The organism is Gordonia sp. 852002-50816_SCH5313054-c (assembly GCF_001665925.1).
In the GTDB taxonomy this organism is placed as follows: domain Bacteria; phylum Actinomycetota; class Actinomycetes; order Mycobacteriales; family Mycobacteriaceae; genus Gordonia; species Gordonia jacobaea.
This window is the reverse complement of record NZ_LZTE01000058.1, coordinates 75,478-87,661: the sequence shown is the minus strand read 5'-3', so window position 1 is coordinate 87,661 and position 12,184 is coordinate 75,478. Positions and strand designations below refer to the sequence as shown.

13 protein-coding genes and 1 tRNA gene are annotated in these 12,184 nt (G+C 65.1%); 7 read left to right on the top strand and 7 right to left on the bottom strand.

Annotation, left to right across the window (positions count from 1 at the left end; all coding sequences use genetic code 11):
• The first annotated feature begins 37 nt into the window (after nt 1-37).
• The 3 genes from A5788_RS14255 (at nt 38) to A5788_RS14245 (ending at nt 1,307) form a co-directional block, all read left to right on the top strand.
• Nucleotides 38-110, top strand: a tRNA-Glu gene (locus A5788_RS14255).
• A 161-nt stretch (nt 111-271) separates the two neighbouring features.
• Nucleotides 272-517, top strand: a complete 246-nt coding sequence (locus tag A5788_RS14250; RefSeq protein ID WP_156525527.1) for a hypothetical protein — start codon at nt 272-274, stop codon at nt 515-517.
• 199 nt (nt 518-716) lie between these two features.
• Nucleotides 717-1,307: a site-specific integrase gene (locus tag A5788_RS14245; RefSeq protein ID WP_231894268.1), complete on the top strand. Its 591-nt coding sequence runs from the start codon at nt 717-719 to the stop codon at nt 1,305-1,307.
• A 123-nt stretch (nt 1,308-1,430) separates the two neighbouring features.
• Here the strand turns inward: A5788_RS14245 and A5788_RS14240 are convergent, their stop codons facing one another.
• Together A5788_RS14240 and A5788_RS14235 are read right to left on the bottom strand one after the other, a co-directional pair.
• On the bottom strand, nt 1,431-1,946 hold the full coding sequence (locus tag A5788_RS14240; protein WP_064870220.1) for a pyridoxamine 5'-phosphate oxidase family protein: 516 nt from the start codon (nt 1,944-1,946) through the stop codon (nt 1,431-1,433).
• 18 nt (nt 1,947-1,964) lie between these two features.
• Entirely contained in the window at nt 1,965-2,702 is a 738-nt protein-coding gene (locus A5788_RS14235; RefSeq protein WP_049698386.1) for an IclR family transcriptional regulator, read from the bottom strand.
• Nucleotides 2,703-2,816: 114 nt separating this feature from the next.
• On the opposite strand from A5788_RS14235, the gene leuC reads away from it, so the two are divergent.
• The 3 genes from leuC to A5788_RS14220 all read left to right on the top strand — a co-directional run bounded on the left by leuC (nt 2,817) and on the right by A5788_RS14220 (nt 5,735).
• Nucleotides 2,817-4,244 (top strand): 3-isopropylmalate dehydratase large subunit, encoded by a 1,428-nt coding sequence (gene leuC, locus A5788_RS14230; RefSeq protein WP_064870407.1) that lies wholly within the window; start codon nt 2,817-2,819, stop codon nt 4,242-4,244.
• 70 nt (nt 4,245-4,314) lie between these two features.
• Nucleotides 4,315-4,908, top strand: coding sequence for a 3-isopropylmalate dehydratase small subunit (leuD, locus tag A5788_RS14225; protein WP_049698385.1), 594 nt, complete (start codon nt 4,315-4,317; stop codon nt 4,906-4,908).
• Between the two features lie 176 nt (nt 4,909-5,084).
• Complete coding sequence (locus tag A5788_RS14220) at nt 5,085-5,735, top strand: HU family DNA-binding protein (RefSeq protein WP_049698384.1); 651 nt, start codon at nt 5,085-5,087, stop codon at nt 5,733-5,735.
• 97 nt (nt 5,736-5,832) lie between these two features.
• On the opposite strand, the gene A5788_RS14215 is transcribed toward A5788_RS14220, so the two are convergent.
• Genes A5788_RS14215 through cofC form a run of 3 tightly spaced genes read right to left on the bottom strand, consistent with a single transcriptional unit; the run spans nt 5,833 to nt 9,910 of the window.
• On the bottom strand, nt 5,833-6,747 hold the full coding sequence (locus tag A5788_RS14215; protein ID WP_049698383.1) for an NUDIX hydrolase: 915 nt from the start codon (nt 6,745-6,747) through the stop codon (nt 5,833-5,835).
• 45 nt (nt 6,748-6,792) lie between these two features.
• Nucleotides 6,793-8,991, bottom strand: coding sequence for an RNA degradosome polyphosphate kinase (locus A5788_RS14210; RefSeq protein WP_049698382.1), 2,199 nt, complete (start codon nt 8,989-8,991; stop codon nt 6,793-6,795).
• 7 nt (nt 8,992-8,998) lie between these two features.
• Nucleotides 8,999-9,910, bottom strand: a complete 912-nt coding sequence (gene cofC, locus A5788_RS14205; RefSeq protein ID WP_231894323.1) for a 2-phospho-L-lactate guanylyltransferase — start codon at nt 9,908-9,910, stop codon at nt 8,999-9,001.
• A gap of 137 nt (nt 9,911-10,047) precedes the next feature.
• On the opposite strand from cofC, the gene A5788_RS14200 reads away from it, so the two are divergent.
• Entirely contained in the window at nt 10,048-11,061 is a 1,014-nt protein-coding gene (locus tag A5788_RS14200; RefSeq protein WP_049698380.1) for an NAD(P)H-dependent glycerol-3-phosphate dehydrogenase, read from the top strand.
• 37 nt (nt 11,062-11,098) lie between these two features.
• Here the strand turns inward: A5788_RS14200 and A5788_RS14195 are convergent, their stop codons facing one another.
• Together A5788_RS14195 and A5788_RS14190 are read right to left on the bottom strand one after the other, a co-directional pair.
• Nucleotides 11,099-11,773, bottom strand: a complete 675-nt coding sequence (locus A5788_RS14195) for a DUF3515 domain-containing protein (protein ID WP_064870603.1) — start codon at nt 11,771-11,773, stop codon at nt 11,099-11,101.
• Nucleotides 11,774-11,819: 46 nt separating this feature from the next.
• Complete coding sequence (locus A5788_RS14190) at nt 11,820-12,065, bottom strand: Lrp/AsnC ligand binding domain-containing protein (RefSeq protein ID WP_049698379.1); 246 nt, start codon at nt 12,063-12,065, stop codon at nt 11,820-11,822.
• Between the last annotated feature and the right edge of the window lie 119 nt (nt 12,066-12,184).

The following is a 12,184-nucleotide window of genomic DNA, read 5'->3' as shown; positions in this document are numbered from 1 at the left end:
ACCAAACCCTGGCTTTTATAACTGAATATCGAGTCTTGGCCCCGTCGTCTAGCGGCCTAGGACGCCGCCCTCTCAAGGCGGTAGCGCGGGTTCGAATCCCGTCGGGGCTACAACGCAGAAAACACCCCCTCACCAGCAGTGATGCCGGTGAGGGGGTTTTATGTGTCAAAGGGTCGGTAGCCGCCGTGGACACGCTTTGGACACAGGCGCGTCAGTTCAGATGTTCGACTTCGGCGGGTGGGAATGCGGCTTCACGACCAGCGTGGAGTCCGTGGGTGATCTCGACGCCGAGTCCCTGCGCGGTTCCGACTTCGCATCAGCGTCCTTTCCCTACTCTCCGCACGGCCAGACACCGCCGCGCCGTCCCGCCGACCGAGCCCCATCCCGCCGACCGAGCCCCATCCCGCCGACCGAGCCCATCCCGCTGATCGAGCTTGTCGAGATCACCCGCAGCGCGCGTACACAACTCGGTCGTCAGCGCGACGCCAAGACAATAATCTCCTCGGCGCCCCGCTGACGTCACGATTGTGTACGCGCCCCCGCTCGAGCCAGACCTTGCGACCCGAATGCACCGCGGCATCCCGGCCCGGCTAGATGTGTGTCGAATCGAAGGATCTGTGTGCTGCAGCACCCACATCCTTCGATACGGCACAAGATTTCGGGTTATGGGCGGGGTGCGTCAGCGGCGAAGCTGTGCTCGTTCGTCGCCCTCGAAGATGACCGTGACGGTCGCGGGAGTATCGTCGACCGGCTCAGTGTTGGCCGATGTCGACATGCTGCGCCGCCGTGTGCATGTGACCCGCTCGGTCGCGTTGGTCTACGGCCAATTCACCTGGGGCGAGCCGAAGGATCACGAGCAGCGGTGGGTGCCGATACTGCGGCCGGAGGCGAATGAGCTCAGTGGGTTATTGGCGGGTAAGGGTCGTGACACGTTGGTGTTCACCGGCGAGCGCCGCGGGAACCCGTTGCGTGTGACGGTGGTTCGGAAGTCGTGGTGGAATGACGCGGTGATGGCCTCACACTGCCCCGTGGGTTTCACGCCGCACGAGTTGCGGCACACGGCGGCGTCGCTGGCGATCTCGGCGGGCGCGTCGGTGTTGGGGGTGCAACGGATGCTGGGACACGCAAAGGCGTCGATGACCCTAGATGTGTACAGCGACCTGTTCGACACCGACTTGGAGGCAGTCGCGGAGTATCTGGACAAGCTGCGTGGTGGACACCGTTTGGACACGAAGGGCAATGAGGCCGTGGGCAATACGGGTGAGCCTGGTGGGTGTCTGCGCGGTCACAGCCTCGTAGCCGCTTGACCTGCGGTGCGGGTTGAAACTCTCAAGGTGGTAGCGCGGGTTCGAATTCCGTCGGGGCTACAAGAAAACGCACTTCTCCTTTCGGAGAGGTGCGTTTTTCGTTGCCGCGCCTTCGAAAACCAGTCAGGCCTTTGACCCCGATGAATCGACGACGGCCGTCGACCCGGCGACCGGCATCGGGTCGAGGCCCAGCTTCCGGTGATCCCAGGACCGAACGCGCGCCGGGACGAGCCGCACAGCGACGCGCTTGTGCATCATCTGGTCGACGAAGGGCTTCATCTCGTCGGTGTAGGGACCGGTGTATCGCTCCCAGACGCTCACGCCGATGCGGTGGCAATGGTCGGGATCGTCGTAGATCTCCGCATGTCCTTCGAAAGCGACGCCGCGCAGAGTGTCGTAGGTGTCGCCGTCCTCGATCAGGACCGAACAGCGTGCGTCGCGGCCGAGATTGACCGCCTTCTGCGACTTGGCCTTTGTCTCGAACCAGATCTCGCCGTCGATGACGCCGTACCACATGGCGACGAGGTGGATGCCGCCGTCGGCGCCGTGGGTCGCGAGAGTTGCTGTGCGACTGCGTTCGACGAAGTCGGTGATCTCGGCGTCGGACATGACGATCTGTTGACGTTGGTTTGTTCCCATGCCCAGACGCTAACCGAATCAGCCTCGCGCGGTTGGCACTAACCGTTTCTGGATGGCCTCGGCGGCGGCGAGGAGATCGGCCGCCCACCGCGCGCCCGGGCGTCGGCCCATGCGATCGATCGGCCCGGAGACCGAGATCGCCGCAACCACATCGCCGTTGGCGTCGCGCAGCGGTGCCGAGACGCTGGCGACACCCGCGGCTCGCTCGCCGGCGCTCTGCGCCCAGCCGCGTCGGCGGATCTCGTAGAGCGCACGTTCGCTGAAGACGCTGTCGTGCAGAAGTGCCCGCTGAGTCGACGGTTCGGCCCAGGCGAGCAGGACCTTGGCCGCCGAGCCCGCGCTCATCGGGAAGCGGGTGCCCACAGGTACGGTGTCGCGCAGTCCCGTTGGCGGTTCCATGGCTGCGATGCAGACGCGTTCGGAGCCTTCACGGCGATAGACCTGAACGGATTCGCCGGTGATCTCACGCAGTCGGGGGAGCACCATGAGTGCGGCTTCCTGGATGGGATCGTGCGCGCTCGATGCCAATTCGCCCAGGGCCGGCCCGGGGTACCACCGTCCGGCGGCGTTGCGTGCGAGCAGGCGATGCGTCTCCAGGCCGACTGCCAACCGATGGGCCGTTGCCCGTGGCAGGTTGGTGCGCTCGCAGAGCTCCGTGAGGTTGGCCGGAGCCTGCGCGACGGCCCGTAATACGATCACGGACTTGTCGAGGACACCGATTCCGCTCTGCGGTTCCGGTGCGCTATCCTTTCCCATAGGACGATACTAGCGGTCCACATCGTGAGATGCACGCGAGAGACGGCACAGCCCGCCGACCCTCGCCGCACCCCACCCGAAACCACAAGTGCTACAGCCAGAATGAGTGCAGTGATGACGAACAGCGCAAGTAAGCCTCGTACTCTCGCCGAGAAGGTGTGGGACGACCACGTCGTCGTACGCGGAGACGCGAACGGTGGCAACGACCCCGATCTGATCTTCATCGACCTCCACCTCGTTCACGAGGTCACGAGTCCGCAGGCATTCGAAGGTCTGCGGCTCGCGGGCAGGCCCGTCCACCGGCCGGACCTGACGATCGCGACCGAGGATCACAACGTGCCGACGGTCGACACCAACCTGCCCATCGCCGACCCGGTGTCGCGCACGCAGGTCGACACCCTGCGAAGCAACTGTGAAGAGTTCGGTATCCGCCTGCACCCCATGGGCGACAAGGAACAGGGCATCGTTCACGTCGTCGGTCCTCAGCTGGGACTGACCCAGCCCGGAATGACGGTTGTCTGCGGTGATAGCCACACGTCGACCCACGGTGCCTTCGGTGCCCTCGCAATGGGAATCGGGACATCGGAGGTCGAGCACGTACTCGCGACGCAGACGCTGTCGTTGCGACCATTTCGGACGATGGCCATCACGGTCGACGGCGAGTTGCCGCCCGGTGTCACGAGCAAGGATCTGATCCTGGCCGTTATCGCCAAAATCGGTACGGGCGGCGGACAGGGCTACGTACTCGAGTATCGCGGTAGCGCCATCGAGAATCTCTCGATGGAAGCGCGGATGACGATCTGCAACATGTCGATCGAGGCGGGCGCGCGTGCGGGCATGATCGCTCCCGACGAGACCACCTTCGAATTCCTCAAGGGCCGTCCGAATGCTCCGAAGGGGGCGGATTGGGATGCGGCCGTCGAGTATTGGAAGTCATTGCGCACCGATGACGACGCCGAATTCGACGAGGAAGTGCATATCGATGGCGCGTCGTTGAGTCCCTTCGTCACGTGGGGTACGAATCCCGGCCAGGGAGCGCCACTCTCGGCTTCGGTCCCGGACCCGGCCGACTTCGGCGACGAGAACGCGGCCGGCGCGGCGTCGAAAGCCCTTGAGTACATGGACCTCACCCCGGGAACCCCGTTGCGCGAGATCAGCGTCGACACCGTCTTCGTCGGCTCGTGCACGAACGGTCGGATCGAGGATCTGCGTGCCGTCGCCGAGATCCTCGACGGTCGGACGGTCGCCGAAGGTGTTCGGATGCTTGTGGTCCCGGGCTCGATGCGGGTGCGTGCGCAGGCCGACGAGGAGGGTCTCGGCGAGATCTTCACCACGGCAGGCGCGGAGTGGCGTCAGGCCGGATGCTCGATGTGTCTTGGAATGAACCCAGATCAGCTCGCGCCCGGCGAGCGCTGCGCGTCGACGTCGAACCGCAACTTCGAAGGGCGACAAGGCAAGGGCGGCCGTACACATCTCGTGTCACCGGCCGTTGCCGCGGCAACGGCTGTGCGAGGCACGCTGTCGTCGCCCGCGGATCTGTGACGGGCGCGCGACGCGCCGTCTGACTCCGCCATCACCGAAGACAACTCCCAGATCGCAAGAGGCACACACCATGGAACCGTTCATCACCCACACAGGCATCGGCGTTCCGCTGCGTCGAAGCAACGTCGACACCGACCAGATCATCCCCGCCGTCTACCTGAAGCGCGTGACCCGCACGGGTTTTGAGGACGGACTGTTCGCAGGCTGGCGGACCGACCCCGACTTCATCCTCAACGTCGAGCCCTGGAATCGCGGCTCGGTTCTGGTCGCGGGTCCCGACTTCGGCACCGGTTCGTCACGTGAGCACGCCGTCTGGGCACTGTCGGACTTCGGGTTTCGCGTCGTCATCTCGTCGCGGTTCGCAGACATCTTCCGCGGCAACGCCGGAAAGGCCGGCCTCGTCGCCGCGCAGGTCGAGCAATCCGACGTCGAACTGATCTGGAAGCGTCTCGAGGAGCAGCCGGGTCTCGAACTGACTGTGAGCCTCGAAGATAGGACCGTAACCGCGGGAGACCTCGTGGTGCCGTTGACAATTGATGACTACACGCGGTGGCGTCTGATGGAGGGCCTCGACGACATCGGGCTGACATTACGGCAGGTAGACGCGATTTCTGAGTATGAGCAGCGTCGCCCGTCATGGAAGCCGACAACATTGCCGCTCTGATTTAAGGCTCTGCATAAGCCTTTCCGCGATACCACGACGGAAGTGCCCGAAAGCGTGACGAATTGGTGACACGTCGCGCTAATTGGCGTGGAAGATGGAAGTTTTCGGCGTCGACGTTTACCGTGTGGTGGTAGCTGGCCTGATAAGAGGGCCAGATCGGCTTGCGGAGGTATCCAATGAACAAGGCAGAGCTCATCGATGAGCTGACAGTAAAACTCGACACGGATCGAAAGACCGCGACCCAGGCGGTCGAGCAGTTGGTCGATTCGATCGTGCGCGCAGTCAACAAGGGTGAGAGCGTCACCATCACCGGATTCGGTGTCTTCGAGAAGCGTCGTCGCGCACCGCGCGTCGCGCGCAACCCGCGCACGGGTGAGACCGTGAAGGTCCGCGCGACATCGGTGCCCGCGTTCCGTCCCGGCGCTCAGTTCAAGGCAGTCGTCTCCGGCAAGCAGAAGCTCGCCTCGTCGGGTCCTGCCGTGAAGCGTGGCAGCGCGGCCACCACGGGCACTGCGGCCAAGAAGACCACTGCGGCAAAGAAGTCGACAGGTACCGCGGCGAAGAAGACCACCGCTGCGAAGAAGACGACGACCGCGGCAAAGAAGACCACGCCGGCCAAGAAGACCACCACCGCGGCGAAGAAGACCACCGCGGCGAAGAAGACCACGCCGGCCAAGAAGACCACCACCGCGGCGAAGAAGACCACCGCGGCAAAGAAGACCACGCCGGCCAAGAAGACCACCACCGCGGCCAAGAAGACCACGGCCACGCCGGCAAAGAAGACGACGGCCAAGAAGACAGCCGCCAAGAAGACCACCCGTCGCTGAGAGTCAGCAGCGTCGAGTACACACCCTCAACTCACCCCCGATGGCCTTCCCCCGTCGGGGGTGAGGTGTATCCGGACCGATTAACCCGTGTGACAGGTCATTCCACGTCGCGGTGGGGGAGTGGACTGTCGATATGGTCGGCGGCGACGAGCTTGCCCTGATGTGTCGACACCACCCACGCGCTCGCCTTGCGATTGCGCGCGGCGGGCAACGAGGCGCCGTCCTGTTTGCCCCACCACTCCATGAGGGGCGGAATCACCTTGCCCTGACTGCACACTGCGCGCACGACGGGTCCAGAGTCGGTCGCGAGGTCGACGATGCGTCGTTGCGCGGCAACGGGGTCGTCGCGAAAAGCCTCTTCTGACAGCGTCGATTCCATGATGATCGGCACCCCCAACGCACGCGCGGTCGGTGCAAGGGTCTGTTCGCACCTGGTCCGGTCGGCGCTGTGGATCTCGTTGGTACCGAACGCGGGAAGCATCACCGACAGCGCGTCGGCCTGTGCGCGTCCTTCGGCGTCGAGCGGACGCAGCCTGTCGTCGCCGTGATACCTGGAGCGACTGCCCGCCTTGGCGTGGCGAACCAGCACCAGTGTATCGAGATCGGCTGGGAGCCTTAGGAATTCACGTAGTACGCGGCGATCCTGCGAGTAGCTCAGGAGGCGCTCGGCGGCGTCGACGCCGAGCCACTCCATCTCGTCGACTTCATGGTTCTCGACGAAATCTCCGCCGACGGCTCGAGCCGACCAGTAGCGCACGCGCTTTCGGCCGCTCGAGATGTTGTAGCTGACATCGCGGAGATACCTGCCCACGCGCACGCGGTAGCCGGTCTCCTCGCCGATCTCGCGGACCGCGGTCATCACCAGTGTCTCGTCTGCTTCGATCTTCCCCTTGGGAAGCGTCCAGTCGTCGTAGCGAGGTCGATGGATCACACCGATCTCGACACTGTTGTTCTCCCGCGGCCGCCACAGCACGCCGCCAGCAGCCCAGATCGTCTTGTGTGTCTTAGACATTGCCTGTGATGTTAGTGGCCGAAGGTTACGAAAAGGGTGGCCTCGTCACATACCTGCGTCGCGACGGCGGGTACGCCGCATCATCTGTCGCTGATGGTCGCGTACCTCCTCGCCCGCAGCGGGCGAGGCCCGCCAGCTACCGTCCGACTGCAGGACCCAGCATCGCGTGCGGGGGTCGAGTGCCGAATCGAAGATGTCGCCGAGTTCAGCGGTGAGTCGGTCGTCGCGCACCTGCACCATCACCTCGATGCGTCGATCGAGGTTCCGGTGCATCATGTCGGCGCTGCCGATCCAATACTCATCCTGCGCCCCGAAGTGGAAGATGCGTGAGTGTTCGAGGAATTGGCCGAGGATCGAGCGCACATGAATGTTGTCGCTGACGCCCGGCATCCCGGGACGCAAGGCGCAGATCCCACGCACGACGATCTCTACCGGAACACCGTTTTGTGATGCGCGGTACAGGGCATCGATCACCTGCTCGTCGACGAGAGCGTTGGCCTTCAACCGAACTCGGGCGCGCGGATCGCCCTCGTGCTTGAGTTCGATCTCACGGTTGATGCGCTCGACGATGCCGGAACGAATCCCGGTGGGAGCGACCAGGATGTTGCGGTACTCGCGTTTGCGGGAGTAACCGGTGAGCGTGTTGAACAGGTCGGTCAGGTCGGCGCCGATGTCCGGTGCGGCAGTGAACAACCCGACGTCCTCGTAGAGCCGCGCGGTCTTCGGGTTGTAATTGCCGGTGCCGATGTGGCAGTAGCGTCGGATCGACGATCCCTCACGACGCACCACAAGGCATGTCTTGCAGTGGGTTTTGAGTCCGACGAGGCCGTAGACGACGTGCACGCCTGCCTGCTCGAGCTGTCGCGCCCACTTGATGTTGGCCTGTTCGTCGAAGCGCGCCTTGATCTCGACGAGCGCAACGACCTGCTTGCCTGCCTCGGCAGCGTCGATGAGCGCGTTGACGATCGGCGAGTCGCCCGAGGTGCGATACAGCGTCTGCTTGATAGCGAGAACCTGCGGGTCGGCAGCGGCCTGTTCGATGAAGCGCTGCACGCTCGTCGAGAACGAATCGTAGGGGTGGTGGACCAGGACATCGCCTTCGCGCAGCGTCGAGAACACACTCTTGGGTGTCTCCCGCTCGCCGAAGGCGGGATGCGTCGACGGAACGAACGGCGGGTCCTTGAGCTGCGGCCGGTCGAGTGAGCCGATCTCGAACAGCGACGCCAGGTCGAGCAGCCCGGGAACCTGAATGACGTCGGCGGGGTTGACGTCGAGTTCACGCAGAAGCAGTTCGAGCATGTGCTCGGTCATGTCGTCGGCGACCTCGAGTCGGACCGGCGAACCGAACCGGCGCCGTGCGAGTTCACGTTCGAGCGCCTGAAGCAGGTCTTCGTCGCGATCCTCTTCGACCTCGAAGTCTGCGTTGCGCGTGATGCGGAACGCGTGGTGCTCCACGATCTCCATGCCGGGGAACAGATGTCCGAGATTGGCGGCGATCAGATTTTCCATCGGCAGGAAGATCGCGGTGCGATGTCCTTTTCCGTCTTTCTCTGTGCTCGGCGGCATCAGTCGATCGACACGGACGAACCGATTGACGTTGTCGGGCACCTTGACTCGCGCGAAGTGCTCGCCGCCTTCGCCCGCGTCACGCACGGTGACAGCGAGGTTGAGACTCAGTCCGCTGATGTAGGGGAAGGGGTGGGCGGGATCGACGGCGAGGGGCGTCAGTACCGGGAACACGTCATCGTGGAAGTACTCGACCATCCGGGCCTGCTGGGCCTCGGTGAGTTCCGACCACCCGACGACGTAGATGTCGTTGTCCGCCAAGGCAGGACGCACCGAGTCGAGAAACACTCTGGCGTGCCGGTCGGCAAGAGTCTGAGTGCGGCCGGCGATGCGCAGCAATTGTTCGCGTGGGGAGAGCCCGTCGGCTGAACGGACCGACAGGCCGGTTTCGTCACGGCGCTTGAGACCCGCGACGCGGACCATGAAGAACTCGTCGAGGTTCGACGCGAAGATGGCGAGGAACTTCGCGCGTTCGAGCAGCGGGATCGACGTGTCCTCGGCGAGGGCGAGGACACGCGAATTGAAGTCGAGCCAACTCAGCTCGCGATTGAGATATCTGTCCTCAGGAAGATCGGCTGACTCGCCCGGTTCGAGAGTTGCCGCGGGCGGCGCACCAGGAATCGCACTGATCGGTTGTGTTGAGACCTGAGTCGTCGTGGTGTCGTCGGCTGTGCTCACCGTTCAATCATGACGCATCGGACTGTTCGCCGACACCGCTGGCCGTCGCGCCGGGAATCCGGACATCTCCGAGTACCGACCTCGTGTGCTCGCCGACGCCGAGTCGCAGTGCTGCGATGAGATCGCCGACGGTGTCGACGTCGGTGCGCACGTCGGGCCAGAGGAGATGCTCGGGGTCGAGTTCGACAACTCCCGCGGCACGGTGTGCCGCAGCCGAATCCGGCCCGAAACGCGGTAACTCGTGTGCCGTCATCGGCCGCAGCAGAAGCGACGTGCCGGTGCCCGCACGGTCGGTCACCATCGACTCGCCTCGTTCGACCGCGGCGTCGACGATCTCGCGCAGACTCGACGGCTGCGCGGCGGGAAGGTCGGCCTGGACGATCAAGACCTGCCGATGCGCAGGCCACCTGGTCCGAGCCGTGGCGGCACCGAGTGCGTACGCAGCATTCAAGTCGCCTGCGACGTCGCCGGGCTCGTCGACGACGTGTGCCGCGAGCTGCTGCGCCCGCTCGCGAACACGGTGATCAGGGGTCACGACGACGACGTCGCGAATCCCCGCTTCGTGCAGGGTGGCGATGGTGTCGGCGAACATGGCGAGCACGAACGCACCGGGGTCGGCGCGCAGGCGCTCGCGCTGGGCGGGCGAGAGCGTTGCGCGAGCACTGTCGGCAGCGATCTCCCCGCCGCTCGTCTGCCCACCGCTCGTCTCCGCGCCATGCGCCGCGTCGTCGCTCATGGTGGAGACGAGGCGTGATTTGGCGTCGCCGAGTCGCTTGACCGCGAGGACCGCGACCATGCTGCCGAGCGTGCACTCGTCGCCGGAGTCGTCGCGGTGCTGACCGCGATCGGCGGGTCGCGGAGCGTCGGCGGGCATGCGTCGTCGCTCGTTCGGATGACCGCGTACACACGAGAGGGTCATGTAGACATGATGACCCATGCGGGAGAGCACGTGTGGATGCCCGGGGTGCTGGGCGCCGCAGGTTCTCGAATCGACCGGACGGGCATCATCGGCGGTCTACCCTTGACCGAAGCGACGTCGGGCGAATGAGGAGAGTTGTGCGGGCGGTTGTGATGGGTGCCGGGTCTTGGGGCACGGCGACGGCGAAGGTACTCAGCGACGCGGGGACCGACACCACTCTGTGGTGTCGGCGAGAAGAACTCGCCGATCGGATCAACGAGTCGCACACGAATGCCGACTATTTGGCGGGAATCACCCTTCCCTCGAATCTCACGGCGTCGAGCGACATCGCGCACGCACTGACCGGCGCGGATCTCGTGGTGTGCGCTGTCCCGGCGCAGTCCCTGCGCGACAACCTCTCCGACTGGCGTCCGCACCTGAGCGATGACGCCACGCTGGTCTCGCTGGCCAAAGGCATCGAGACGTCGACGCTGATGCGGATGAGCGAGGTGATCGCGGAGGTCGCGGAGGTTCCCTCCGAACAGATCGCGGTGCTCACCGGGCCGAACCTCGCCCGTGAGGTCGCCGAGGGTCAGCCCGCGGCCACGGTGATCGCGTGCACAGACCTCTCGCGTGCCGAGCAACTGCAGCAGATGTTCAACACCGGCTACTTCCGGCCCTACACCAACACCGACGTCATCGGGTGCGAGATCGGCGGGGCGGTCAAGAACGTCATCGCGCTCGCGTGCGGTATGGCCAGCGGCGTCGGGTTCGGGCAGAACACCCTCGCGACGATCATCACGCGTGGCCTCGCGGAGACCATCAGACTCTCGAGCGCGGTCGGTGGGCAGATAGAGACCCTCGCCGGTCTCGCGGGTATCGGCGACCTCGTCGCAACCTGCTCGTCGCCGCTGTCGCGCAATCGCACCTTTGGTGCTCATCTCGGGCAGGGAGCGACGATGGAAGAGGCGCAGGCTGCAGCGTCGGGTCAGGTCGCAGAGGGCGTGAAATCGTGTACGTCCGTCACGGCACTCGCCGAGAAGTACCAGGTCTCCATGCCGCTCACCGAAGCGGTGAACAGCGTCTGTCACGACGGACTGCCGGTGGCGGACGCGGTCAGCTCATTGCTGGGTCGCAAGACCAAACCGGAGTTCCGTTCCGGCCACGCATAAGCCACTCGCGCTCGAGCCGCGCGAAAGGGGTTGCCACTCAGCCGAAGTCGAGTGGTCCCCGGGGTAGTGTCCGTTCGATGGCGGCCGACACGTCGGTGATCGGTCCGTTGCCCGCGTTCACCGGAACCCACAGCGCGACGTAGGGGCGGTGATCGACGCACACGAACGCCTGCCCGGAACCCTCGATGGAATCGGTGATGAACCACTGCACGGGGTTGACCACCTGCAGGTTGCTGGTGGGGGAGAGCTCCGCCGGGCGGGAGACGCCGCACCGCACGATCACCGGATCGCCCTCTTTGTTCGCAGGCCAACTCGCCTGCGTGTCCGAAACCTTTTTGTCACCGTAGCCCTCGAAGGTCTGTGGCAGCGCGGCGAGGAACTTCGCGCATTCCGCGGGAGTCGACGACTCCGCGGTGTACGACTCGACGGGCGTCGAGTCCGAGGTGTCCGGGCGGAGCGCCGCGAAGACGATGAAGCCCACGATCACCATCACCGGGATCGTCACCAGAGTGGCGATCAGCGCCGGATTCAGCCGCGGGCCGGAGTCGCCGTAGCGTGCGTGCGATGTGTCCTCGGCGCTTTCGGTGGCGTCGGCGTCCTCGGCGTCGTCGGGCTTCTCGACGCTTTCGGCGGAGTCGGCCGCGCGGACGGTGTCGGGCTTCTCCGCACGGTCGGCGTTGTTGTCGGGTTCGTCCGGTCCGGGTGGGGTCACGACGACAACCCTAGGACATCGCCTCGCCGCTCCTGTGGCGTGCCGGTCAGTGCGCCGCGTTCACCACCGGGCAGGTCAGGGTGCGTGTGATGCCGTCGACCTTCTGGATCTGAGGTACGACGTCGTTGGTCAGGTGGCCCGCATCGGTGGCCTCGACCCGCACGATCACGTCGTAGGGTCCACTGACCTCCTCGGAGGAGGCAACTCCGGAGATCTCTGCGATCGTCGCCGCCGCCAATGCGGCTCGTCCGACCTCCGTCTGGATCAGTATGTATGCCTGAACCACGGCCATCCTCTCGTATCCACTGTGCCGTCGGCCCCGGGCTGGGGAGCGGCGAGTCGACGCCCGCGGCAAGCCGCCGAAGGCATCCGGCTCCGGTCTCCCGGAAACCACTTCGCGCGTCGAAGCGC

Coding starts and splice junctions, on each gene's coding strand:
- A5788_RS14215 (WP_049698383.1), bottom strand. CDS start 6,747: ATGTCTAAGACACACAAGACGATCTGGGCTGCTGGCGGCGTGCTGTGG.
- A5788_RS14220 (WP_049698384.1), top strand. CDS start 5,085: ATGAACAAGGCAGAGCTCATCGATGAGCTGACAGTAAAACTCGACACG.
- leuD (WP_049698385.1), top strand. CDS start 4,315: ATGGAACCGTTCATCACCCACACAGGCATCGGCGTTCCGCTGCGTCGA.
- A5788_RS14190 (WP_049698379.1), bottom strand. CDS start 12,065: ATGGCCGTGGTTCAGGCATACATACTGATCCAGACGGAGGTCGGACGA.
- A5788_RS14235 (WP_049698386.1), bottom strand. CDS start 2,702: ATGGGAAAGGATAGCGCACCGGAACCGCAGAGCGGAATCGGTGTCCTC.
- A5788_RS14240 (WP_064870220.1), bottom strand. CDS start 1,946: ATGGGAACAAACCAACGTCAACAGATCGTCATGTCCGACGCCGAGATC.
- cofC (WP_231894323.1), bottom strand. CDS start 9,910: ATGACCCTCTCGTGTGTACGCGGTCATCCGAACGAGCGACGACGCATG.
- A5788_RS14245 (WP_231894268.1), top strand. CDS start 717: ATGACCGTGACGGTCGCGGGAGTATCGTCGACCGGCTCAGTGTTGGCC.
- leuC (WP_064870407.1), top strand. CDS start 2,817: ATGACGAACAGCGCAAGTAAGCCTCGTACTCTCGCCGAGAAGGTGTGG.